General features: G+C 66.0%; 22 protein-coding genes. 5 read left to right on the top strand and 17 right to left on the bottom strand.

Annotation, left to right across the window (positions count from 1 at the left end; translation table 11 throughout):
• Positions 1–12: 12 nt before the first annotated feature.
• Positions 13–2,079 (bottom strand): carbon starvation CstA family protein, encoded by a 2,067-nt coding sequence (locus HMPREF3014_RS12230; RefSeq protein WP_003094859.1) that lies wholly within the window; start codon positions 2,077–2,079, stop codon positions 13–15.
• Positions 2,080–2,416: 337 nt separating this feature from the next.
• Positions 2,417–2,923 (bottom strand): DUF3015 domain-containing protein, encoded by a 507-nt coding sequence (locus tag HMPREF3014_RS12235; protein ID WP_003094862.1) that lies wholly within the window; start codon positions 2,921–2,923, stop codon positions 2,417–2,419.
• 202 nt (positions 2,924–3,125) lie between these two features.
• On the opposite strand from HMPREF3014_RS12235, the gene mapZ reads away from it, so the two are divergent.
• Complete coding sequence (mapZ, locus tag HMPREF3014_RS12240) at positions 3,126–3,503, top strand: cyclic di-GMP-binding protein MapZ (protein WP_003094864.1); 378 nt, start codon at positions 3,126–3,128, stop codon at positions 3,501–3,503.
• Between the two features lie 6 nt (positions 3,504–3,509).
• Here the strand turns inward: mapZ and radA are convergent, their stop codons facing one another.
• Complete coding sequence (gene radA / locus HMPREF3014_RS12245) at positions 3,510–4,871, bottom strand: DNA repair protein RadA (protein ID WP_003094867.1); 1,362 nt, start codon at positions 4,869–4,871, stop codon at positions 3,510–3,512.
• Between the two features lie 109 nt (positions 4,872–4,980).
• Here radA and HMPREF3014_RS12250 point away from each other — a divergent pair, with 109 nt between their 5' ends.
• Positions 4,981–5,415 carry a CopD family protein gene (locus tag HMPREF3014_RS12250; RefSeq protein ID WP_003112796.1) on the top strand — a complete coding sequence of 145 codons (435 nt, stop codon included), beginning with the start codon at positions 4,981–4,983 and terminating at the stop codon, positions 5,413–5,415.
• Between the two features lie 61 nt (positions 5,416–5,476).
• On the opposite strand, the gene HMPREF3014_RS12255 is transcribed toward HMPREF3014_RS12250, so the two are convergent.
• The 4 genes from HMPREF3014_RS12255 to HMPREF3014_RS34790 all read right to left on the bottom strand — a co-directional run bounded on the left by HMPREF3014_RS12255 (position 5,477) and on the right by HMPREF3014_RS34790 (position 8,398).
• The gene (locus HMPREF3014_RS12255; RefSeq protein WP_003104887.1) at positions 5,477–5,731 is read right to left on the bottom strand and encodes an HP1242/YdcH family protein; all 255 of its coding nucleotides are present in this window, start codon (positions 5,729–5,731) and stop codon (positions 5,477–5,479) included.
• Positions 5,732–5,805: 74 nt separating this feature from the next.
• Complete coding sequence (locus tag HMPREF3014_RS12260; protein WP_025271364.1) at positions 5,806–6,357, bottom strand: ankyrin repeat domain-containing protein; 552 nt, start codon at positions 6,355–6,357, stop codon at positions 5,806–5,808.
• A gap of 53 nt (positions 6,358–6,410) precedes the next feature.
• Entirely contained in the window at positions 6,411–7,952 is a 1,542-nt protein-coding gene (katB, locus tag HMPREF3014_RS12265) for a catalase KatB (protein ID WP_003094881.1), read from the bottom strand.
• Complete coding sequence (locus HMPREF3014_RS34790) at positions 7,949–8,398, bottom strand: hypothetical protein (RefSeq protein ID WP_170869550.1); 450 nt, start codon at positions 8,396–8,398, stop codon at positions 7,949–7,951. The genes katB and HMPREF3014_RS34790 overlap by 4 nt, the downstream gene beginning before the upstream one ends.
• 81 nt (positions 8,399–8,479) lie before the next feature.
• Between HMPREF3014_RS34790 and mscL the strand changes: the two genes are divergently transcribed.
• Complete coding sequence (mscL, locus tag HMPREF3014_RS12275; protein WP_003094890.1) at positions 8,480–8,893, top strand: large-conductance mechanosensitive channel protein MscL; 414 nt, start codon at positions 8,480–8,482, stop codon at positions 8,891–8,893.
• A 104-nt stretch (positions 8,894–8,997) separates the two neighbouring features.
• Here mscL and HMPREF3014_RS12280 read toward each other — a convergent pair whose 3' ends face one another.
• Together HMPREF3014_RS12280 and HMPREF3014_RS12285 are read right to left on the bottom strand one after the other, a co-directional pair.
• Positions 8,998–9,774 carry a ferredoxin--NADP reductase gene (locus HMPREF3014_RS12280; protein ID WP_003110878.1) on the bottom strand — a complete coding sequence of 259 codons (777 nt, stop codon included), beginning with the start codon at positions 9,772–9,774 and terminating at the stop codon, positions 8,998–9,000.
• 106 nt (positions 9,775–9,880) lie between these two features.
• Complete coding sequence (locus HMPREF3014_RS12285) at positions 9,881–10,879, bottom strand: DctP family TRAP transporter solute-binding subunit (RefSeq protein ID WP_003104879.1); 999 nt, start codon at positions 10,877–10,879, stop codon at positions 9,881–9,883.
• A gap of 327 nt (positions 10,880–11,206) precedes the next feature.
• On the opposite strand from HMPREF3014_RS12285, the gene HMPREF3014_RS12290 reads away from it, so the two are divergent.
• Positions 11,207–12,331, top strand: a complete 1,125-nt coding sequence (locus tag HMPREF3014_RS12290) for a methyltransferase (RefSeq protein ID WP_023087810.1) — start codon at positions 11,207–11,209, stop codon at positions 12,329–12,331.
• On the opposite strand, the gene HMPREF3014_RS12295 is transcribed toward HMPREF3014_RS12290, so the two are convergent.
• Genes HMPREF3014_RS12295 through HMPREF3014_RS12315 form a run of 5 tightly spaced genes read right to left on the bottom strand, consistent with a single transcriptional unit; the run spans position 12,332 to position 18,495 of the window.
• Positions 12,332–12,907, bottom strand: coding sequence for a nucleotidyltransferase family protein (locus HMPREF3014_RS12295; protein ID WP_003104875.1), 576 nt, complete (start codon positions 12,905–12,907; stop codon positions 12,332–12,334).
• Complete coding sequence (locus tag HMPREF3014_RS12300; protein ID WP_003104873.1) at positions 12,907–13,878, bottom strand: XdhC family protein; 972 nt, start codon at positions 13,876–13,878, stop codon at positions 12,907–12,909. Before HMPREF3014_RS12300 ends, HMPREF3014_RS12295 begins: the two co-directional genes overlap by 1 nt.
• A gap of 3 nt (positions 13,879–13,881) precedes the next feature.
• Positions 13,882–15,129 carry a cytochrome c gene (locus HMPREF3014_RS12305; protein WP_023087811.1) on the bottom strand — a complete coding sequence of 416 codons (1,248 nt, stop codon included), beginning with the start codon at positions 15,127–15,129 and terminating at the stop codon, positions 13,882–13,884.
• Positions 15,130–15,131: 2 nt separating this feature from the next.
• Positions 15,132–15,671 carry a (2Fe-2S)-binding protein gene (locus tag HMPREF3014_RS12310; RefSeq protein WP_003104869.1) on the bottom strand — a complete coding sequence of 180 codons (540 nt, stop codon included), beginning with the start codon at positions 15,669–15,671 and terminating at the stop codon, positions 15,132–15,134.
• On the bottom strand, positions 15,664–18,495 hold the full coding sequence (locus HMPREF3014_RS12315; protein WP_003106770.1) for a xanthine dehydrogenase family protein molybdopterin-binding subunit: 2,832 nt from the start codon (positions 18,493–18,495) through the stop codon (positions 15,664–15,666). Before HMPREF3014_RS12315 ends, HMPREF3014_RS12310 begins: the two co-directional genes overlap by 8 nt.
• A gap of 310 nt (positions 18,496–18,805) precedes the next feature.
• Here HMPREF3014_RS12315 and HMPREF3014_RS12320 point away from each other — a divergent pair, with 310 nt between their 5' ends.
• A complete protein-coding gene (locus HMPREF3014_RS12320; protein ID WP_003094912.1) occupies positions 18,806–20,017 on the top strand; it encodes an MFS transporter in 1,212 nt (403 codons plus the stop codon).
• 159 nt (positions 20,018–20,176) lie between these two features.
• Here HMPREF3014_RS12320 and HMPREF3014_RS12325 read toward each other — a convergent pair whose 3' ends face one another.
• The 3 genes from HMPREF3014_RS12325 to HMPREF3014_RS12335 form a co-directional block, all read right to left on the bottom strand.
• Positions 20,177–20,566 (bottom strand): hypothetical protein, encoded by a 390-nt coding sequence (locus tag HMPREF3014_RS12325; protein WP_003106768.1) that lies wholly within the window; start codon positions 20,564–20,566, stop codon positions 20,177–20,179.
• A gap of 302 nt (positions 20,567–20,868) precedes the next feature.
• On the bottom strand, positions 20,869–22,575 hold the full coding sequence (cdrB, locus tag HMPREF3014_RS12330; protein ID WP_023087812.1) for a two-partner secretion system transporter CdrB: 1,707 nt from the start codon (positions 22,573–22,575) through the stop codon (positions 20,869–20,871).
• 62 nt (positions 22,576–22,637) lie between these two features.
• Positions 22,638–23,408 (bottom strand): MBG-2 domain-containing protein (locus tag HMPREF3014_RS12335; protein ID WP_177344159.1); only part of this gene is annotated, 771 nt, incomplete at its 5' end.

The following is a 23,408-nucleotide window of genomic DNA, read 5'->3' on the forward strand; positions in this document are numbered from 1 at the left end:
GAGCGCGGCCGGTCAGGCGTCGGGGATGGGCTCGAACGGGGTTTCCTTGTCGGTCCGCTCGCTCTTGCCCCAGGCCGCGATGCCGACCTTGATGGCGTAGAACAGTACGCTGAAGACCACCAGCAGGAACAGCACGGTCAGACCGGCGTTGATGTAGGCGTTCAGCACCACGTGCTGCATCTGGCCGATATCCTTGGCCGGCGCCAGCACCTGGCCGGCATCCAGCGCGGTGGCGTACTTCTCGCCAAGAGCGACGAAGCCGACCGCCGGGTTGCTGTCGAAGATCTTGATCAGGCCCGCGGTGGTGGTGCAGATCAGCAACCAGGCCGCCGGCAGGATGGTGACCCAGACATACTGCTGGCGCTTCATCTTGATCAGGACCACGGTGGCGAGCATCAGCGCGATGCCGGCGAGCATCTGGTTGGAAATGCCGAACAGCGGCCACAGGGTATTGATCCCGCCCAGCGGGTCGACCACGCCCTGGTACAGCAGCCAGCCCCACAGCGCCACGCAGCCGCCGGTGCCGATGATGTTGGCGGTCCACGACTCGGTCTTCTTCAGCGCCGGCACGAAGTTGCCCAGCAGGTCCTGCAGCATGAAGCGCCCGGCACGGGTGCCGGCGTCCACCGCGGTGAGGATGAACAAGGCCTCGAAGAGGATCGCGAAGTGGTACCAGAAGGCCATGGTGTTCTCGCCCGGCAGCACCTGGTGGAGGATGTGCGCGATCCCCACCGCCAGGGTCGGCGCGCCGCCGGCACGGGCCAGGATGGTGGTCTCGCCGATGTCCTGGGCGGTCTGGGTGAGTTGCTCCGGCGTGATGGCGAAGCCCCAGCTGCTGACGGTCGCGGCCACCGCGTTGACGTCGGCGCCGACCACCGCCGGCGGGCTGTTCATGGCGAAGTAGATGCCCGGCTCGATCACCGAGGCGGCGACCATCGCCATGATCGCCACGAAGGACTCCATCAGCATGCCGCCGTAGCCGATGTAGCGGGCGTCGGGCTCGCGGTTGAGCAGCTTCGGCGTGGTCCCCGAGGAGATCAGCGCGTGGAAGCCGGACACCGCGCCGCAGGCGATGGTGATGAACAGGAACGGGAACAGGCTGCCTTTCCAGACCGGGCCGGTGCCGTCGGTGAACTGGGTCAGGGCCGGCATCTTCAGTTCCGGCATGACGATCAGGATGCCGATCGCCAGGCCGATGATGGTGCCGATCTTGAGGAAGGTCGACAGGTAGTCGCGCGGCGCCAGCAGCAGCCACACCGGCAGTACCGAGGCGACGGCGCCGTAGCCGATCAGCATCCAGGTGATCTGGATTCCACTGAAGGTGAAATGCGGCGCCCATTCCGGACTGGCCGCGACCTGCCCGCCGAGCCAGATCGAACCGAGCAGGAGGAACACCCCGATGATCGAGATCTCGCCGATCCGGCCGGGGCGGATGAAGCGCATGTAGACGCCCATGAACAGCGCGATGGGAATGGTCGCGAGGACGGTGAACATGCCCCAGGGGCTGTCGGCCAGAGCCTTCACCACGATCAGCGCGAGCACCGCGAGGATGATGATCATGATCAGGAAGGCGCCGAACAGCGCGATAGTCCCGGCCACCTGGCCCATTTCCTCGCGCACCAGCTCGCCCAGCGAGCGGCCGTTGCGACGGCTGGAGATGAACAGGACCATGAAGTCCTGCACCGCGCCGGCGAGGACTACGCCGGCGATCAGCCAGAGGGTGCCGGGCAGGTAGCCCATCTGCGCGGCAAGGACCGGACCGACCAGCGGACCGGCGCCGGCGATGGCGGCGAAGTGGTGGCCGAAGAGGATGTGCTTGTTGGTCGGGACGTAGTCCAGGCCATCGTTGTTGAGTACCGCGGGAGTGGCGCGGTTGGGGTCCAGTTGCATCACCTTGCTGGCGATGAACAGGCTGTAGTAACGGTAGGCGACCAGGTAGATGGCCACCGCCGCCACCACGATCCACAAGGCGTTGATCGCTTCGCCACGACGCAGGGCGACGACGCCCAGGGCCGCGGCGCCCACGATCGCCACCACCAGCCAGGCGAGGTGACGTAGCAGGCTATTGTTATTGTTCATAGTGTTTGGCTTCCGACAGATGGAGGGCGCAGTTCTGCAGCGAAAATTCTAGCCGCGAACCGACCAGGGGTCATACGACCTTAGTCTAGAGCGGTTACCGCGCGATGGCGGTAGGCGCAATGTCGCAGGAATCCGCCGGAAAAGTCCATGGCCGACAAGGGCCGGCCAGGCGAAAACGCTTCGGCGCGACCTTGCCCTCTCCGTAGGAAGCGCCCTGGGAAAACGCCGCATGCCCAAGCCGTTCGTCTGCCGTGGCAACGAAGGCGGCAACCTCCGGCGGGCAGGCCGCGCACACGAAAAAGCCCGCCGTAGCGGGCTCTTTCCTGGGCCTGAGGTCTCAGGCCGGTTGCTTGGCGTAGCGCGCCAGGGTGCCGTCGCGACTCATCACCGCCAGGGTGTTGCTCAGGACCTGTTCGCCCGTCGCATCCTTGCTCGCGAAGATCTCGCCGAAATGCTGCTGGGTGACCTGGGCGAAGTGCGCCCGGTCCTTGGCTTCCACGCCGAGCAGCACGGCATAGGCGTCGAGCGCTTCGCCCTGGCCCTTGGCCATGTCCTCGGCGATGTTGTCGAGCATCCCGTTCATGGCGAAGATCGAGCGGCCGCCGTAGCCCAGGCGTGCATTGGTGTTGCAACCGTTGGTCCCGGAGGTCATGCCGAAGGTGGCGTTGCCCGAGGTACCGTTGGTGGTGGTGGCCAGCAGGTGCGGGAACAGGCCGCGCTGGCCCTCGAACACCATGTTGCCCCAACCACAGCCATTACCGCCTGCCGCGTCGGCGTGTGCCGTCATGCTGCCCAGGCTCAGCAGCCCCAGAACCAACCCCTTGCTCAAAAGTCGCTTGTCCATGTCTGCGCTCCGCAGTTGTATTTTGGAGAAAAACGCTTTAGCAGCTTTGGCGAGACTTGACGAACTGTCAAACTCGGACACATGCCGCCGATCCAGCCGCACAGGCGGGGACGGACGGCACCGCCGATCGAATTCCGCCACTTCCCCGCCGGCATGGCTTGGCTATAGTGGTATCCAGCAGCGCGCACCGAGGGATCGCGACATGAGTGACCAGCACGACGAACGTCGACGTTTCCACCGGATCGCCTTCGACGCCGACAGCGAGATCCTCCAGGGCGAACGGCGCTGGGAGGTCTTGCTCCACGACGTCTCCCTGCACGGCATCCTGGTCGGCCAGCCGCAGGACTGGAACGGCGACCCGCAACGGCCCTTCGAGGCCCGCCTGTACCTGGGCCTGGATGTACTGATCCGCATGGAGATCAGCCTGGCCTGGGCTCGCGACGGCCTGCTCGGCTTCGAATGCCAGCACATCGACCTCGACTCCATCAGCCACCTGCGCCGCCTGGTGGAACTGAACCTGGGCGACGAGGAACTCCTCGAGCGCGAGCTGGCCCTGCTGGTCAGCGCCCACGACGACTGAGGCGGGTCACTCGAAGAGGGCGTCCAGGGCCTGCTCGAGGCGCGTCACGGCGATCACCTGCAATCCCGCCGGCGCCTCCTTCGGCGCGTTGCCGAGGGGTACGATGGCACGCTTGAAACCATGCTTGCCGGCTTCCTTCAGGCGCTCCTGGCCGCTCGGCACCGGACGCACCTCGCCGGACAGCCCGACCTCGCCGAACACCAGCAGGTCGTGCGGCAGCGGGCGGTTGCGCAGGCTGGACATCACCGCCGCCATCAACGCCAGGTCGGAGGCGGTTTCCAGCACCTTGACCCCACCCACCACGTTGAGGAACACGTCCTGGTCGTAGGTCGGGATACCGCCGTGCCGGTGCAGCACCGCCAGCAGCATCGCCAGGCGGTTCTGGTCGAGGCCCAGGGTCACCCGCCGCGGATTCGCCAGGTGACTGGTGTCGACCAGCGCCTGGACCTCCACCAGCATCGGCCGCGAGCCTTCCCAGGTGGCCATCACCACGCTGCCGGGCACCGCTTCCTGGGCCCGCGTGAGGAAGATCGCCGAAGGGTTGCTCACTTCCTTCAGGCCTTTGTCGGTCATGCCGAACACTCCCAGTTCGTTGACCGCGCCGAAGCGGTTCTTCACCGCCCGCAGCAGGCGCAGGCGGCCGTCTGATTCGCCCTCGAAATACAGTACGGTGTCGACCATGTGTTCGAGCACCCGCGGGCCGGCCAGGGCGCCTTCCTTGGTCACGTGGCCGACCAGGAAGATCGCCGTGCCGCTCTGCTTGGCATAGCGCACCAGCATCGCGGCGCTCTCGCGGACCTGGGCGACGCCGCCCGGCGCCGATTGCAACTGCTCGGTGAAGATGGTCTGGATCGAGTCGATCACCATCACCCGCGGCTGCTCCTGGCGCGCGGTGGCGATGATGGTCTCGATGCTGGTCTCGGTCATCACCTTGAGCTTGTCTTCCGGCAACGACAGGCGCCGCGCGCGCATCGCCACCTGCTGCTGGGATTCCTCGCCGGTGACGTACAGCGCCGGGACGCGGCTGGCCAGGTTGCAAAGGGTCTGCAGGAGAATGGTCGACTTGCCGATGCCGGGATCGCCGCCGATCAGCACCACCGAACCGTCCACCAGGCCGCCGCCGAGAACCCGGTCCAGTTCGGTGGAGCCGGTCGTGAAGCGCGGCATTTCCTCGACGCTGACCTCCGCCAGGGTCTTCAGGTTGGCCTGCTGGCCGGCCCAGCCGCCGCGGCCGGAGCCGCTCGGCGCGGCCTCGACGACGGTCTCCACCAGGGTGTTCCAGGCCCCGCAGTCCGCGCACTGGCCGGCCCATTTCGGGAAGGTCGCGCCACACTCGGTGCAGCCGTACATGCGCTTGGCCTTGGCCATGGGAACTCCTCTCGCGGGCAAAGCGCAGATGATAGCCGCTGGCTTGATTCCGATCAGCCTCGATCGACCGCGCTTCGCGCAACACTGATGGCCGGACAAGGAGACTTCCATGCGCACACTGCTGTTCCTGCACCTGCTGGGTGCCGCGATCTGGGTCGGCGGCCACCTGGTCCTGGCCCTCGGCATCCTCCCCGGCGCCCTGCGCCGCCGCGATCCCCAGGCGATCCGTGCCTTCGAGCAGGTCTACGAGCGGATCGGCATCCCCGCCCTGCTGCTGCAGGTGGTCAGCGGCCTGTGGCTGGCCAGCCTGTGGCTGCCGTTCGACCACTGGTTCGGCGCCACGCCGGTGGCCCGTGCCCTGCAGCTCAAGCTGCTGCTCCTGGCGGCGACCGCCGCCCTGGGCGTGCATGCGCGCCTGCGCCTGATCCCGAACCTGGACGCCGAGAGCCTGCCGAAGCTGGGCTGGCACATCGCCGCGATCACCCTGGTGGGCCTGGGTTTCGTCGCGGTCGGACAGAGTTTCCGTTTCGGCGGCGCCTTCTGAGCATGCCCACATGAAAAAGGGCGCCGGAGGCGCCCTTTTTCATGCCGTTGTCGTGAATGAATCAATGGCCTTTTCCGTTGGCCTTCCTCAGCCTCTCGGCGATTTCGTCCTTGAGTTGCACCCGTTGCTGCTTCAACCCCTGCAGCGCCAGGTCGTCGAGGGGTTCGCGACCGCCCTCGACCTCGTAGATGCGCTTGTCGAGGCTCTCATAGTCCGCCGCCAGGCGAGTGAAGTGGGCGTCGTTGCCATGAAGTTGCTTCAGTTCGGCATGAAAATCCGGAAACTCCCGGGAAAGCGGATGTTGCTCGAGCGGCATGACGGACCTCCTCTGACGTTGTATACGACACCTCCAGACTAGCCCAGCAGGCCTCCTCCGAACATTGCCCCCGATCACCTCGCCGCCGCAGTGCCGTTCAGTTCGCCGCGTCGCAGGCTTTCCACGCTGTTGCCCAGCGCATCGCGGGCGCCAAGGTCGGCACCGCGCGCCGACAGCGCCTGGAGCAGCTCCTCGCGCTCGAACAGCGCCGCGTACATGGCCGCGGTCTGCCCTGCGCCGTTGCGCTGGTCGGGGCTGCATTGCGCGCCGATCAGGCGCCGGGCGATGCGGACCTCGCCCTTGAAGATGGCGCCCATCAGGGCGGTGTTGCCGCGCGCATCCTGGACGCAGGGGTCGGCCCCGGCCTCCAGCAATTGTTCCACCGCTCCGCCATGGCCGTGGTAGGCGGCCAGGATCAGCGCGGTATAGCCCTTGGCATCCTGCACATCGAGGTCGAAGCCGGCCTCGACGAACTCCTTCAGCATGGCCTGGTCACCGCGTCGGGCGGCATCGAAGAAGTAGTCGCGCAACCGCGCTTCGACCTCGACCCCATGCACCTCGCCAGCTTGCGCGGCCAGCGCCGCGAGCAGCAAGCCTGCCAGAATCCAACCTCGCATCGTCGTCATCTCCCACCAAACCGATAGAGGAAGGGCGGCCTGGATGGCCGCCCCGGTTGCGATCAATCCTGGAGCTTCGCCGCCAGTTGCCGGACGCGCTGCAGATCGGCCCCGGCCACCTTGGCCAGGCCCGTGCCGTAGTCGCTGTCAGCCTTGTAGAAGTAGGAAAGCATGATGTACTTGCTCTCGTCGTCGGTGATCGCCAACGCCCCGCCGAGACTGGCGATCAGGTCGGCCTGGTCCTTCTTGCCGTAGGAGCGGAACAGCTCGCCGGTCTGCTTGAAGTTCTGCTCGCGCTGGATCTTCGCCTGCTGGGTGGTGCCGCTCAGCGGGGTCCGCACGTATCGGGCGCTGGCCTGCTCCTCGCGCGGATCGAGCCGGCTCGGCTGGTAGTTCACCCCGCTGGTACTGTGTCCGGCGTTCAGCGCGCCGTCCTGGTTGACGGTATTGACCTCGCTGCGCGGGCGGTTGACCGGCAGGCCCAGGCCGTTGGCGCCGACCCGGTACATCTGGGTATCGGCGTAGGCGAACAGCCGTCCCTGGAGCAGGCGATCCTCGGAGGGCTCGATGCCCGGCACCAGGTTCGACGGCGCCATGGCGACCTGTTCGGTTTCCTGGAAGAAGTTGTCGACGTTGCGGTTCAGCACCATCTGGCCGATCTTGCGCTCGGGAATGCCCGGCCAGATCTTGGTCGCGTCCAGCGGGTCGAAGTCGAATTTCGCCAGGTCCTCGGGCTTGAGCACCTGGATGTACAGGTCCCATTTCGGGAAGTCGCCCTTCCGGATCGCGCTCACCAGGTCATTGGTCATGTGGCTGTAGTCGCGCCCCTGGACTTCAGCCACCTGTTTCGGATCGAGGTTCTTCTGGCCCTGCAGGCTCTTCCAGTGGAACTTCACGTAGTGCACTTCGCCCCTGGCGTTGACCAGCTTGTAGGCATGCACGCTGTTGCCGTCCATTTCCCGGTAGCTGGCCGGGGTGCCCTCGTTGGAATACAGCAGGGTCAGGGTGCGGGTCGCCTCCGGCACGTGGGAGAAGAAATCGAAGCGTCGCGAGTCGTCGTCGAGGTTGCTGCGCGGGTCCGGCTTGAAGGCATGGACCATGTCCGGGAACTTGATCGCATCGCGGATGAAGAAGGTCGGGAAGTTGTTGCCCACCAGGTCCCAATTGCCGTCTGCGGTATAGAACTTGGTGGCGAAACCGCGCGGATCGCGCAGGGTTTCCGGGGAGTGGTTGCCGTGCACCACCGCGGAGAAGCGCACGAATACCGGGGTCTTCTCGCCCTTGCGGAAGACCTTGGCCATGCTCAGGTCGCTGATATCGGCACTGGCGACGAACTCGCCATGGGCGCCGGTGCCGCGGGCATGCACCACGCGTTCGGGAATACGCTCGCGGTCGAAACGTTGCAGCTTCTGCAGCAGTTGCACGTCCTGCAGCAGCACCGAACCGTTGGGCCCGGCGGTCTGCGAGTTCTGGTTGTCGCCCACTGGCGCACCGTTGTCACGGGTCAGGGTCGCGGCCTGCACGGACAGCGACAGGAGGCTGGCGGTCAGGCTTGCCGCCACCAGCAGGCGGCCGGGACGGAAGGCGTTCAGGGAAGGGTTCATGGAAGAGCTCCTAATGGCTTGTCAGGCGTCTTGTTGCGCCCGACCAAGGTAAGGAGCGCCGCCGGCGACGCTAAATTGAAAAACCTCACCGCGCCGATTAGGAATATCAATGCGCCCATGAATCGCAAAAAGAAATAAAAAAGACCGCCAGCCGAAGAAAGCCCGCGCTGGTGCACCAGGCACTCCCAGTCCGCTCGCCGGTAAACGAGTTCACCTTCGTTATTTGCCTGCGAAGTTAGGTCGGAGAACCTCGCCACTCCAACTTCAACTTCCGGCATCTGCATGGCGCAGTTCAAAGTTGCCGAAGTTGCTTTGTCTTCTTTCTTGGCGAATTCCTGAAAATCGACATGAGTGTAATGTTTTTCCTCTAAACTTCGTTTCTCCCCACAAGACCCGACGCAAACGTATGCCTTGCGAATTTTCGCGTTGCCGGGGGGAACCAACACACCAATCTTCCAGCCTGAGCAACTTGCCGAAGGCTGCATTAGACTGCCTTTACCTATTAGCGAAATACAGGGAGTGAACCCATGGGTCTTCTGAGTGAATTCAAAGCCTTTGCCGTCAAGGGCAATGTCGTGGATATGGCTGTCGGTATCATCATCGGCGCGGCCTTCGGCAAGATCGTCTCGTCCTTCGTGGGCGATGTGATCATGCCGCCGATCGGACTGCTGATCGGCGGAGTCGACTTCTCCGACCTGGCGATAACATTGAAGGCCGCCGAAGGCGACGTGCCGGCGGTGGTGCTGGCCTATGGCAAGTTCATTCAGACCATACTCGACTTCGTCATCGTGGCCTTCGCCATCTTCATGGGGGTCAAGGCGATCAACCGCCTCAAGCGCGAAGAAGCCGTCGCGCCGTCCGAACCGCCAGTGCCGAGTGCCGAGGAAACCCTGCTGACCGAGATCCGCGATCTGCTGAAAGCCCAGCAGAACAAGTCGTGATCGCGTCGGCGGAACAATGAAAAAGGGCCCGAACGGGCCCTTTTTCATTGCCGGACAACACGCCGGGCGGCAGCGTTATCCGCCGCTACTGCGCGGGCACGCACCTACCAGTAGTTCTCCACCGCCACCTGCCCCGGGCGCCGGGTCAGACTGAGGTTCATGCCGCGAGCCTTCAGCACGGCGCGGGTGTCCTCGATCATCTGCGGGTTGCCGCAGAGCATCACCCGCGAATGCTCCGGGGTCAGTTCCAGGTCGGCGGCACGCTCCAGATCGCCGTTCTCGATCAGCGTGGTGATACGTCCGTTCAGGCAACCGGGTACCTGCTCGCGGGTCACCACCGGGATGAACTGCAGCTTGTGGGCATGCTCGGCCAGGTATTCGCGCTCGGCGAGGCCGGCGATCAGCTCGCGGTAGGCCAGCTCCTTGCTCTCACGCACGCTGTAGACCAGCTTGATGCTTTCGAAGCGCTCCCAGACCTCGAAGTCCTGCAGGATCGAGACGAACGGCGCCACACCGGTACCGGTGGCCAGCAGCCAAAGGTCACGACCATCCACGAAGCGGTCGAGGGTGAGGAAGCCGAAGGCCTGGCGATCGACCAGCAACTGGTCGCCCTCGCGCAGGCGGCTGAGTTCGCTGGTGAACTCGCCGTCCGGGACGACGATGGAAAAGAAGTCGAGGAATTCGTCATGAGGCGCCGAAACCATCGAGTAGGCGCGCCAGACGATACTGCCGCTGGGCTTGTACACGCCGAGCCGGGCGAATTGCCCGGCGCGGAACCGGAATCCCGCGTCGCGGCTGGTACGCAGGGTGAACAGGTTGGGAGTCAGAGGCTGCACGTCGAGCAGCGTCTGGCGGGTGAATTTCTCTTCGCTGGCGGTCATGGTCCGCTCCGGATACCGATACTCCCCTAGTGTCCCGCAAAGCACCCGGCAGAAACACCCGCAAGGCTTGTGGCTATCCCCGCTGACGGGAATAGCCAGCGGCCGATCAGCGCTTGCGGTTGACCACCTGGGCCGCGCGCAACACGTCACTACCGATCTGCGCCTCGTAGTTCTTCCACAGCGGCTTCATGGCGTTGCGCCAGGCCTCGTGCTCTTCCGCGCTGAGGCTGACCAGGCGGCTCTTGCCGGCTGCCAGCAGGTGCTCGCGCTCCTTCTGGTTGAGCGCTTCGGCTTCCTTGTTCACCACCAGGGTGACCTCGTCGACGATGCTCTCCAGTTCGGTGCGGGTCTGGTAGGGAATGCCGGTCCAGAACGCCGAACTGGTGATCAGCATGTAGCTGAGCGCGCCGTGATTGGTCTCGGTGATGTACGGCTGCACGCTGTCGATCTTCTGTCCGGCGAGGTTCGACCAGGTGTTCTCGGTGCCCTGCACGCTGCCGGCCTGCATGGCCTTGAGGGTCTCGGCGTAGGACAACTGCTTGGCGGTGGCGCCGAGCATGGCGAACTGCGCTTCCAGCACCGACGACGGCTGGATACGGAAGACCAGGCCCTTGGCATCGTCCGGCCGGTGCAGCTCGCGAGTGGCGGAAAGTTGCTTCATGCCGTTGTTCCAGTAGGCCAGGCCATAGATACCGTGCTTGGCCATGGAGCGCAGCAGTTCGCGGCTCTTGTCGCGCTTCTGGAAACGCTTCAGGGCCTCCAGATCATCGAACAGGAACGGCAGGTCGAACACCTGGAGTTGCTTGGTATAGGGCTCGAACTTGGACAGCGAGGTGGCCAGCATCTGCACCTTGTTGGCGCGCAGGGCCTCGATCTCGTCGGCGTCGCCGAACAGCGTCGAGTTGGGGTAGACCTCGACCTTGACCTTGCCCGGCAGACGCTCCTCGGCAAGCTTCTTGAACAACAGCGCCCCCTTGCCCTTGGGCGTGTCGTCGGAGACCACATGGGAGAACTTGATCACGATCGGGCCGGCGTCCTCGGCATGGGCGACGGCGGAAACGGCGAACAGTGCGGCGAACGCCACACCGACAAACGGCTTGAACATCGATGTACCTGTGCGATGGCAACGACGAGCCCCGCGACGGCTCGCACGGGTCTCGTTCGGGAAACGGGTTGGGTGACGGTCACCGCTCGAAGTGGCGAAGGCGCCCGTCCAGGCGCTACCGGGTCATGACAGGCGCTATCGAAGCCCTAGCCCGGTTATTATTGGCGTGCCCGGCTGGATGACTCGTCGGTAAGGAAACGACTAACCAGAGCCGGGTAAAGAATTTTTCGGCATATCCGTGTGCCGCACAAGCTGGAGAACTCCAACCAGCTCTCAGTTTCGACAGATTGTTAATTGACGAGCGGGATTCGCCCCGCCGGGAACCCGATGCCTCTATTCGCCCCCCCCTTCGCCCAGCTCGACCTGGTCCGCCAGCCCGAGCAGGACGGCGAGCCCCTCCAGGCGTTCGACGCCGCCGACGAATACCTGCTCAACCAGTTGCACGAACGGGGCGTGACGGCGCAATGCCGGGTGCTGGTCCTCAACGACGCCTTCGGCGCCCTCGCCGCGAGCCTGGCGCCGCACGTCCAGGTCACCAGCAGCGGCGATTCGCACCTGGGCTTCCTCGCCCTGCGCAAGAACCTCGCGCGCAACGGCCTCGACCTGGGCTCGGTGCGCTTCGTCCCGGCCAGCGAAACCGCCGTGGGGCCCTTCGATCACGTACTGGTCAAGGTGCCGAAGACCCTCGCGTTGCTGGAGGAGCAACTGATCCGCCTGCACGGCCAACTGGCACCGGGCGCGCAGGTCGTCGCCGCGGGGATGGTCAAGCACTTGCCGCGCGCCGCCGGCGACCTGCTGGAACGCTACATCGGCCCGATGCACGCTTCGCTGGCGGTGAAGAAGGCCCGCCTGCTGATCGCCGAGGCAGCGGAGCGCCCGCAACCGCGCTCGCCCTATCCGACCCGCTATCGCCTGGAGCAGCCGCCGCTGACGCTGCTCAACCACGCCAACGTATTCTGCCGGGAGGGTCTCGACATCGGCACCCGCGCCTTCCTCCCGCACCTGCCACGCAGCCTCGGCGCGCTACGCGCCGCCGACCTGGGCTGCGGCAACGGGGTGCTCGGCATCGCCTACGCGCTGCTCAACCCGCAGGCCGAGCTGACCCTGGTGGATGAGTCGTACATGGCCGTGCAGTCGGCGCGGGAAAACTGGCGAGCGGCGCTGGGCGAGCGGCCGGCGACGTTCCGCGCCGACGATGGCCTGGCCGGCCAGGCGGCGGGCTCGCTGGACCTGGTCCTGTGCAACCCGCCGTTCCACCAGCAGCAGGTGGTCGGCGACTTCCTCGCCTGGCGCATGTTTCTCCAGGCTCGCGATGCCCTGGCGGCGGGCGGCGAACTGTGGATCGTCGGCAACCGCCACCTGGGCTACCACGCCAAGCTCAAGCGGCTGTTCCGCGGGGTCGAGCAGGTCGCGGCGAATCCGAAGTTCGTGATCCTGAAAGCGGGAAAATAGTCAGCCGAGCGCCGCCGGGGTGTCCACGTCGCGGAGTACGCCCGGATCGTCGCACGGCACCTCGCACCAGGCCGGACGATGGGCCTGCAGCACACGGCGCGCGCCCTGGTCGCCGTCCAGTTGCGCAAGCGCGTCCCAGAAAGCGCGGCCGAACAGCACCGGATGGCCGCGCTGACCGTCGTACAGGGGAAACACGATGGCTTCGGGAGTGGCCATCGCGGCCAGACGCTCGAGGGTATCGGCGGCGATCCAGGGCATGTCGCCGAGCAGGACGGCGATGGCCCGGGCCGTGCTGTTCCTCGCCGCCGCGACGCCGGCGGCCAGGCTGTGGCCCATGCCCAACGATGCATCGAGGCTGTGGACAAGCCGCTGCTGCGCCGGCAGGCCCAGGCTCGCCGGGGTGTCTCCGGCACGCACCACCACCCGCACCTCGGCGAACGCCTCGCGCGCCCGCGCCACGCTGGCCGCCAGCAGGGTCGTGCCATCAGCCAGGCGCGCCAGGCGCTTGTCGCTGCCGAAGCGGCGCCCCTGCCCGGCCGCCAGGACCAGGCACAGCACCTCGTCGGCGGCGACCATCAGAGCCGCTCGCGGGGAATGCCGTTGCGGATGCGAAGAATGTCCGCCAGCACCGCCAGGGCGATTTCCGCCGGCGTCTTGCTGCCGAGGTTGAGGCCGATCGGCGCGTGGATCCGCGCCAGTTCGGCATCGCCCAGGCCGCCGATGCGCCGCAGGCGCTCGAAGCGTTTCTCCGAGGTCGCCCGCGATCCCATCACGCCGATATAGAAGGCTTCGGTACGCACCGCCTCGAGCATCGCCAGGTCGTCGATCTTCGGATCGTGGGTCAACGCCACCACCGCCGTATCGGCGTGGCAACCGCCGTCGGCGATGAACAGCGAGGGCAGCTCGCGACGGATCTCGATGCCCTCCAGCACCACGCCGCGCAAGGCTTCTTCGCGCGGGTCGCAGAGGATCACCTCGAAGCCCAGGCCCTTGCCGAACTCGGCGCAGGCATGGGCGACGCTGGAATAGCCGGCCAGCAGCAGGCGCTGGGCAGCGCCGACGCGCAAGCGCACGCACTCGCCGTCGCGTTCAGCCCGAGGGCCGTGGCTGGAATCGTCGCGCAGGCTGCGCGCGCCGCTGCCCAGCTCGACCTCGCGCAGCAGGCGGCGCTGACCAAGCAACGCCGACTCCAGCTCGCGCAGATGGGCCTGGACATCGCAGTCCGGCGCCAGGTTTTCCACCAGTACGTCGAGGATGCCGCCGCAGGGCAGGCGGATGTTCGAGTTCGGGTCGTCGCCCTCGCCGTAGCGCACGATCACCGCGGGATCGGGGAAACCGCCGGCGGCGACCCGTTCGAGGAAATCATCCTCGACGCAGCCGCCGGACAGCGAGCCGATCCATTCACCGCTGGCGTTCACCGCCAGCAGCGATCCCGGCGCGCGGGGCGCCGAGCCATAGGTCGTGAGCACGGTACAGAACCACACCCGTTCGCCGCCCACGGACCACTTCAGCGCCTTGCGGACCACCTGTAGATCGAGGTGTTGCACGATTCACTTCACCTTGACGGTATGCGCCGAAGCGCTCTCCATCTTCAATTGCGCGACCTGTTGGGGACCGAGGTCACCGGGCAATCCGCCCCAGGTCTGGCGCAGGTAGTTGAGCAGGTCCGTGAGTTGCTCGTCGTCGAGTTTCCCGGCGAAACCGGGCATCGGTTGCATGCGTTCGAAGCCGGTGAACTGCTGTTCGACGATGCCGTCTTCGATCACTCGCAACAGATTACGCGGGTCTTGCAGGCGCAGGGTAGTGTTGCCGTTCATCGCCACCGCGATATGCGGCTTGCCCTCGCCTTCGCCGCCGTGGCAGCCGGCGCAGACGTTGAGGTACTGCTGGCGACCGCGCTTGCCGCTGTCGTTCAGCTGCGCCTCGGGCAGCGCCTGGACCACCTTGGCCGGCGGCGGCTGGTCGCCGAGCAGGTAGGTGGCCATGGCTGCCAGGTCGCTGTCGTCGAGGTGCTGGGTGCTGTGGTGCACCACCGGGAACATCTCGTTGAACATGCTGCCCTGGGCGCTCATGCCGTGCTTGAGGAAGCTCGCCAGGTCCGGCTGGGTCCAACCGCGCGCGGCAAGGGCGCCGGGCAGCAGGCTGGGCGCCAGGTAGCCGTTGAGCAGGCCGCCGCTCAGGCGCTTGTCCTGCTCCAGGGCGCCGGCCAGGTTGCGCGGGGTATGGCACTCGCCGCAGTGGCCGAGCACCTCGACCATGTACTGCCCGCGCTTCCAGGCCTCGCTGCGCCCTTCCTCCGGCTGCAAGCGCACGCTCTTGCCGTAGAGCAGGTTCCAGCCGGCCAGGCCCATGCGCACGTTGAACGGGAAGCTCAGGCTGGTCTGCGGCGCCGGCCGGGCGATCGGCTCCTGGGCCATCAGGTAGGCGTAGATGGCGTCGGCATCCTCGCGCTCGATCAGGTGATAGGAGGTGTAGGGCATCGCCGGATAGAGGTAGGCGCCGTCCTTGCGCTTGCCCTCGGTAAGAGCGGCGAAGAACTCGTCGGCGCTGTAGGCGCCGATGCCGTGTTCCTTGTCCGGGGTGATGTTGGTGCCGTAGATGGTGCCGAACGGCGACTGGATCGGCAGCCCGCCGGCGAACGGCGCGCCGCCCTCGGCGGTATGGCAGGCCATGCAGTCGGCGGCGCGGGCGAGGTATTCGCCGCGCTTGACCAGCGCCGCGTCGGCGCTGGCGGCGGAGGCCAGGAACGGCGACAGCGCGGCCAGCGCCAGGGCGAGGCCGGAAAGGGTCAGCTTCATCCTCAAGCCTCCTTGACCAGGCCGAGTTCGTCGAGCACGTCGCGGGTGGCGCTGTAGTAGCGCACGTAGCCGGTGCAACGGCAGATGTGATGGCCGAGGCTGTCCTCGATCGCCTGCTCCAGCTCGCTGCGCTTGATCGGCTGGCGCTGGGCTTTTTCCACCAGCACGGTGGCGGCGTTGACGAAGCCCGGCGCGCAATAGCTGCACTGGAAGGCGAACTGGTCGACGAACTTCTGCTGGATCGGGTTCAGCTCGCGGATGTCGCCATTCTCGTCGCGCTGGGCATGGCCCTCGATGGTGCGAACCTTCTTGCCGTCGAAGTAGTGCGCGCCGGTGATGCAGGTGCGCACTTCCTCGCTGGTGCCGTCCGGATTGTCGACGATCACCACGCAGGCATGGCAGATGCCCTGGCCACAGCCCAGGCGCGAGCCGGTGAGGTTCTGGTATTCGTGCAGGTAGTCGATCATCGGCAGGTCTTCGGCGACCTCCACCGGACCGACGGTTTGACCGTTGAGGGTCATCTGGAGCTTGCGGTTAGCCATGGAGGGCCTCCTTGATGCGGGCGGGAGTGATGGGCAGGTCGCGGACGCGCTTGCCGGTGGCGTGCGCCACGGCGTTGGCGATGGCGCCGACCACCGGGATCATCACCACCTCGGCGATGCCTTTGGCCGGATCGGTCGGCGACAGCGGCGGGAGGATCTCCGCCGTCTGGTTCCAAACCGCCACGTCCTTCGCCCGCGGCAACCGGTAGCGGTTGAAGTTCCAGTCCCCTTCCGCAGGGCCGCCCTCGTAGAGCGGCATTTCCTCCAGCAGCGCATGGCCGATACCCATGGCGATGCCGCCCTCCAGCTGGCCCTTGACCAGCTCCGGCACCAGCACCCGGCCGCACTCGATCCAGGAATGGTGGTCGAGCACCTGCACCTCGCCGCTGCCCTTGTTCACCTTCAGCTCGACCAGGGTCGCCACCGGACTGTAGTAGGTGACCATCGCGTTGTTCAGCTGGGTCGCCGGATAAGCCGGATTCTGCCGGTCGAGCAGGTGGAAGCCGGCGCTGTTCATCATCGCCTTCTTCACTCCCGGCGCGCCGTCGCCGTACTTCACCGCCATGGCGTCGAGCGGCAGGCGCTCGCGCACGCCATCGATGACGAAGTCCGCCTCGGCCCAGCTCCAGCGGTTGAAGCCGTGGACGCTGACGCCGGTGACCAGGCCCATCTCGTGGGCCTTCTTCGCCAGCTCGGCGAAGGGAATCGGCGCCAGGCCGTTGCCGGTCAACTGGCCGTCGACCCATACCGCGTTTTCGCGGCGCACCACATAGGGATTGGCCTGGCCGCCGAACGGACCGCTGCGCCACAGCTCCAGGGCCGCCGGCCACAGGCCGTGGTTGAACAGCACGCGCGCGGCTTCGCGGGTGGCGTGGCTGAAATAGAACGCCGAGTTGGTCGCCGACGACGGCGAGGCCAGCTTGCCGACCCAGCGCGGATCGCGTAGCGCGGCGTCCTGCTCGGCCTGGCTCATCAGGTAGGGATTGCCCTTGGTGGTGAGCCGCAGCTCGGGCCATTCGGTCTCGGCGGTCTTCACCTCGTCCGCCGGACGGCCGAGGAAGTCGCCGACCACGAAGGCCTGCGAGGTGGACATCCCGGTACCGATCTCGGTGCCGATGTGGCGCAGGCTGATGCGCCCGTCGGCGCTGAACTCGATGCTCGCCATCGGCGCCTCGGCGCCGGTGCCGAAGTCCTTCTGGCAAATGGCGAAGCCGACCCCATACCAGTTGTCCGGGTCCTCCGCGTCGAAGCGCTTCTTGCGTGCGTCGCGGTCCTTCCAGACCTCGTGGGCAGCGGCCTTGTCGAGGATCTCGTGCAGGCGCAGGGCACCGGCCGGGACCGCGCCCTGGGTGTTCTTCATGCCCGAGCGCAGGGCGTTGCGACGACGCAGGTCGATGGCGTCGACGCCCAGCCGGCCAGCGATCTCGTCGACCATCATCTCGGTCGCGGCCATGGTCTGCAGGGTACCGTAGCCGCGCATCGAGCCGGCCTCCACGCCGCGCGAATGATAGGCGGTGACCGCCAGGTCGTTCTGCGGCATGTAGTAGATCGACTGCGCGGCGGTGGCGCCCACCGCCGCCACCGAGGCGCTGTAGTTGGCGCGCCCGCCGCCGTCGGCGCTCATGTCGGCGCGGAAGATGCGGAAGCCGAGGTCGTTCCTGTCTACCGCCAGTTGGTAGCGGATGTCGAACGGGTGGCGCTTGATGCCGCTCTGGAACTGCTCGTAGCGGTCGTTGGCCAGGCGCACCGGCACACCCTCGCCATACAGCGCGGCGAGCGCGGCATAGAAGACGAAGATGTTGTTGTCCTTGGAGCCGTAGCCGACGGTATAGCCCGGATGGATGTTGAACTTCTCCAGGGCGAAGCGCGACGGCTTGATCATGTGCACGCTTTCGTAGGCGACTTCGAACGGGCACTGGGTGGCGACCACGAAGTGCAAGGTCTTGCTCGCCGCGTCGTACCAGCCGTTGCCGTTGTCCGGCTCCAGTGCCGCCGGCTCGATCGATGGGGTCTTGTAGCGCTCGTCGAAGACCAGCCAGTCCTGCGGCGGGTTTTCCAGTTGCTCGGCCATGCGCTTGGCATGGAACAGCCCCTGCTCGGTGAGGTCGCCGTGCAGCTTCGGCTCGCTGGTCCATACCGGTTTGCGGTTGAGGATGGTGGGGAACAGCATCGAGTCCTTCAGGCTGGAGAACTCGTCGTCCTCGTAGGGCGTCTTGCCGCCGACCCGGACGAAGCGATAGCTGCCGTAGGGATCGCCCTGGTACAGCGGGGCCTGGGCGCCATAGCGGATCGCCTTGTCGTTGAACTTGAGCTTGAGCTTGGCCCGGCGGAAGCGCTCGAAGTCGTTCCAGATCAGGATCGCCACCGGATGGCCGATGAACATCGGCACCTTGCCCGGCGGCAGGAGCGGATCGGGCGAATGCGCCTCGGGGAAGACGATGCCGTCCTTCTCCAGGTCGGCGGCGGTGACGATACGGTCCGGCTGCAACTCGGCGCCCAGCCAGGAAAGGTCGTGGCCTTCGTAGATGCGGTCGGCGCGAACGGTCTTCAGCAACATGGCGTGGCCTTGCTGCTGCGGCCAGCCGGGCATGTCCCTGGCGCGGATATCGCGGGCGAACACCTTGTTGCCGCAGACCTTGGACAAGGCGTCGTTACGGAAACGGACCTGACCGTTGCCCGCCATCCAGCGCTGGGCGGAAACGGTCACCTGGTTCTCGAACAAGGCAGCGAACGCCTGGCTGCCGAGCGGCGCCAGGGTGACACCCACGCCGGCGATCAACCCGCCCTGGAGAAAGGCGCGCCGGGATATATCACGGTTGGACATGCAAGTTCCTCTGGGTGGTACGGTTCCCACCCATGTCGTTATTCAGGCTTGAACAGCTCGTCCGGACGGACGAGGTGGAGCACGCAGGCGGAAAAACCTGACTCAGGAGTTAATTTTAGCGACAAGTCGCACCCGAGGAAAAGTCCCGTCTACCGCTGGAAGGCCCCATGGACACTCGACTTTGGTCGCCTGCCAGGCCGGCTCCAACCTTTTCGTGCGCTTCTCTGAATCTTCGATTTCGGCAATGGCAACAGCCAAGAGGTAACCACATGTTACTCTCCGCCCTCCTCTCGAAACGCCCGACCCCAGCATGTCCAGCCAACCCAGCTCCCTGCTCCGCCATCGTCCCTTCCTCGCCTTCTGGCTGGCCCGCGTCTGCACCGCCAGCGGCTTCCAGATGCTCACCGTGGCCATCGGCTGGCACATCTACGAACTGACCGGCAATGTCCTCGACCTGGGCCTGGTAGGCCTGGTCGAATTCCTCCCGCGGGTACTGTTCATGCTCCACACCGGGCATGTTGCCGACCGCTACGACCGACGCAGGATCGCCGCCCTCTGCCAGGCCGGCCAGGCCCTGGTGGCGGTGGCACTGGTGCTCGGCGCGGCTTCGGGAGAGATCACCCGCAACATGATCTTCGTCCTCGCCTTCGCCCTCGGTACCGCCCGCGCCTTCGAAATGCCGACCACCCAGGCGCTGCTGCCGAACCTGGTACCGGCCGGGCTGTTCCCGCGCGCGGTGGCCGCTTCGGCTTCGGCGATGCAGGCGGCGACCATTGCCGCCCCGGCCCTCGGCGGCCTGCTCTATGCGTTCGGTGCCTCCTGGGTCTACGTGCCGACCGCGACTCTCTACGTCCTCGCGTGCGTCCTGACGCTCAGCCTGCCGGTACGCAACCAGCCGCTCACCCAGGGCAAGGCCACCCTCGACTCGCTGCTCGCCGGCATCCGTTTCATCCGCAGCCGACCGGACATCTTCGGGGCGATCTCCCTCGATCTGTTCGCCGTGCTCCTCGGCGGCGCCACCGCCCTGCTCCCGGTGTTCGCCAAGGACATCCTGCTCACCGGGCCCTGGGGCCTCGGCCTGCTGCGCTCGGCTCCAGCGGTGGGCGCCCTGGCAATGTCGTTCTGGCTGGCGCACTTCAGCATCGAACGCAACGTCGGGCGGATCATGTTCCTCTCCGTGGGCATCTTCGGCCTGGCAACCATCGCCTTCGGCCTGTCGAAATCGTTCTGGCTGTCCCTCGGCGTGCTGGTGGTACTCGGCGCCGCGGATATGGTCAGCATGGTCATCCGCGGCGCCTTCGTGCAGCTCGAAACCCCCGACGAGATGCGCGGCCGGGTCAGCGCGGTGAACGGCCTGTTCATCGGCGCCTCGAACCAGCTCGGCGAGTTCGAGTCCGGGCTCACCGCACACTGGTTCGGCACGGTACCGGCAGTGGTCCTTGGCGGGATCGGCACCCTGGTGGTCACCGGAGCGTGGATGAAGCTGTTCCCTAGCCTGGCGCAACGCGACCGCCTGCACTGAGGCCAATGCCGTCGCGCGCCGCTGCCCCGACAGCGGCGTATCGGCGATAACGCCTGGGGCGTTATCCGTCCTCCCCATGGAACACCGCACCTTCTCGGCAATAAGAAAGCCCGGCATCGAGCCGGGCTTTTCTCGCACCTTGCGGCGTTATCCCCGGTGTCAGGCGGGGCGCCGCATCTCCCGATGCAGGCGGTCGACGGTGCGCTCGCTACCGTTGTCGGCCAGGCGCAGATCGACGCGCCCCATGTCCTTGTGCAGACGGTCGACGGTCTGTTCGCTGCCGTTCTCGGCCAGGCGCGCCTCGCGGCTGGTCATGTCGCGGTGCAAGCGATCGATGGTCTGCTCGCTGCCGCTTTCGGCGACCCGGCGTTCTTCCTGGACGCGCGGCGCCTGGGTCTTGCGCAGGCGTTCGAGGGTACGGTCGGAACCGTCGGAGGCGATCAGTTGTTGGGCACCGCGCAGGGCGATGGATTCGACCCGCGGTGCAGCGAAGGCGGCATTGGCGGTCAGGGTAGCAAGGGCGATGGCGAGGATCAGCGGGCGTTTCATGGCAGTGGCTCCAGGTATTCGTTACGTGGGGCCATTCTCTGTTCGGGAAACTCGATTGGAAAACGAAGCGCGCCAATAGTATTCATCGACGTTTGAAATAGTGCGAAGAACCGCTCTAGTACAGGAGTTACAGCAAGAATACGCCTCTCCGACCGGCCTTGGCACGGATTGACGGCATCGATATGAAAAATCGAAGAAATCGAAAGTTTGAGAAAAACACTCGGAATTGAGCACGGACCTCCCTCTCCGCAGAACCGGAGAGGGGCTCCGTCAGCAGCCTCCGGAACGGAGGCCGGCAGGGTTCAGAAGCGCGCCACCACGTTGAACAGGACCCGCGTCTCGCGCTTCCCATCGCGCTGGTCGGCTGGCTCGCCGATGACCTGGCGGGCAATCTCCGGGTTGAACGACAACTGGTCGGTGAGGTTGAAGCGCACCCCGGCACCGATCGAGCCGAGCTTCTGCTGCTCGTCATCGTCCACGTCGAGGTTGTAGGTCTTGCCCCAGTCGTAGAAAGCGTAGGCCTGGTAGCTGCGCAGCCAGCTATAGCCCACCGCCTGGCCATAGCGCGGTTCGAGCTTCAGGGCGAAGCCACGGTCACCGGTGATGTTGCCCGGGGCGAAGCCGCGACCGATCCCGCTGCCGCCGACGCCGAAGCGCTCGCTCGGCAGCAACGGGTCGAAGCTGTACTGCCATTGCAATTCGCCATACACCGACCAGGGTCCACCGAGCCCTTGCAGACGCCCGATGTTGCCGTTGAGATAGACGAAACGTCCGTCGGCCACTTCGCGGGAACGACGTTCATCGTCCTTCTTGGTCGCGCCCCACATGTCCAGGCCGATGTTGTTGCGCACCTCCGCCAGGTTGATGCCCATCCAGCGGTCGACCCAGTCATAGGTCAGGCGTTGCTGGAACACCCGCACATGGTCACGACCGGGGTTCGAGGCGTCGCTGGCGAAGTCGCGCAGGCGGGTCTCGGTATCCTTCCACTGCAACGCCAGGCCGCCGCTCAGGTTCTGCGAGCGCGAGCGGATGAAGGGATGGTTGTAGGAAATGCTGCCTTCGGTGCTCTTGCTGACGCTGTCGAAGGGGAATACCGAGTCCGGAATGTCCGGGTTGACCTTCGAATAGGAACCCATGATCTGCAGGGTATCGCCGGCGAACATGCCACCCAGCGGCAACGTGCCGCGCAACTGGATGTAGCGGGTGGCATCGCTGAACGGCGAGATCGCGCCGAGCACGTCGATCTGCTCGTAGAAGCCCAGGCGGGAGAACTCGGTGGCGCCGAAGGCCAGGGTGGTCGGGTCGGTGTAGTGCGAGCCGCGGTTGTCGAGGCTGACGAAGCCTTCGTATCGCTGCTGTTGCAAGGCCACGTCGAGGTTCGACGAGCCCAGCGCCTGACCCGGGCTGAGCACGCTCTGCACGTTGACCCCCGGCAGGTCGCCGACCAGCAGCAGGCCGCGCTCCAGGGTATCGGCATCCAGCGGACGTTTTTCGGTCAGCGGCGCGAGCAGTTCCTCCACTCGCACCCGCGGCCCATCGACGGATCCCTTGATCTGCACGTGTTCGAGGTAACCCTCGATCACCTGCAGGCGTACCTTGCCGCCCTCGATGCTCTGCTCCGGCACCACTACCTGGGTCAACAGGTACCCGTCCTGGCGGTACTTGGCGGTGAGGCGGTTGGCCAGGTCGACCAGTTCGGCCAGGGACACCTGCTTGCCGAGCATATGCTGGTAATAGGACTCGAGCACCGCCTTGTCATAGCGGGTGTTGCCTTCGATGCGTATCTCGCGCAGTTCGAAGCGGATCTGTTCGCTGCCTTGCGGCGCGACCTGCTTGGGCACCACCAGCGGCGCCTCGGGCTTGGCTTGCGGCTCGCTGCGGGGCTTGAAGCGTTCATCGAGCTGGGATGGCTGTACAGTCCCTGGCAACTCCACGGCGGCGGCGGAAGCAGCCAGCATCCCGCAGCCACAGAGCGTCACCCAGCGAAGCGTCCATTGCGAAGGTTTCATCATTCACCTCGGGCAGATGACGCACTACCGCCCGGAGACGATAGTGCGCATTGCGAAAAGGGTTAGAAATTCAGAGGCTTGTTGAAGCAGCTCCAGTAGTCGGCCAGGTAGCTCTGGTTCGAGCAACCCGCCCCACTCTCGGCCTCTGCCCTGAGCGGACGATCGGTGAACTGCCCCACCCGCTTGGCGCTGGCGTCCTCCGCCGGACCCGCGGCGGTAGCCGGCAGCAGGTTAGGATCGCTGACGTCCATGCCCAGAGCGTAGGCGCGCAGGAACGGGTTTTCGAGGAACGGGTTTTCCAGCGTGGTGGTGCGGTAGACCGCATCCCCGGGGGTATCCGGATCGCGCCCCTTCTGCAGTTCGCGCAAGTCGGAGAGCGCTGCCAGTTGCCCCAGGTCGCCCGGCGTGACCGGCAGCGGCAGGATGCTCAGCAGGTTGCCCTGGTAGTTGAGCTGGTAGTTGCCGCTGGTGAGGGCAAGCCCACCCTGGAGGATGTCGTACTGGCCTACGGCTTCGCCGCCCACCCGACCGAGCCCGCCGGCGAGCACCTGACCGGCGCTATCGCCATTCTTCAGGCCGGAAACCTGATAGGTCAGCGCCGGGTCGGCGGTGCCGACCTGCTTGCTCTTGGCATCGGCGAATACGTTGAGCAGCGCCTTGGTGATGGTCAGGTCATTACCCTGGTAGGCCAGGTCATAGTTGCCACTGGTCAGCACCAGGCCGCCCTGGTTGATGCCATACACACCCACGTTCTCGCCTGCGTCGCGGTTCAGCCCGCCGGTCAGGATCGAGCCGGCGCTGTCACCGTTCTTCAGGCCGCTGACCTGGTAGGT

It is taken from the genome of Pseudomonas sp. HMSC065H01, assembly GCF_001815235.1.
Lineage (GTDB): Bacteria > Pseudomonadota > Gammaproteobacteria > Pseudomonadales > Pseudomonadaceae > Pseudomonas > Pseudomonas aeruginosa.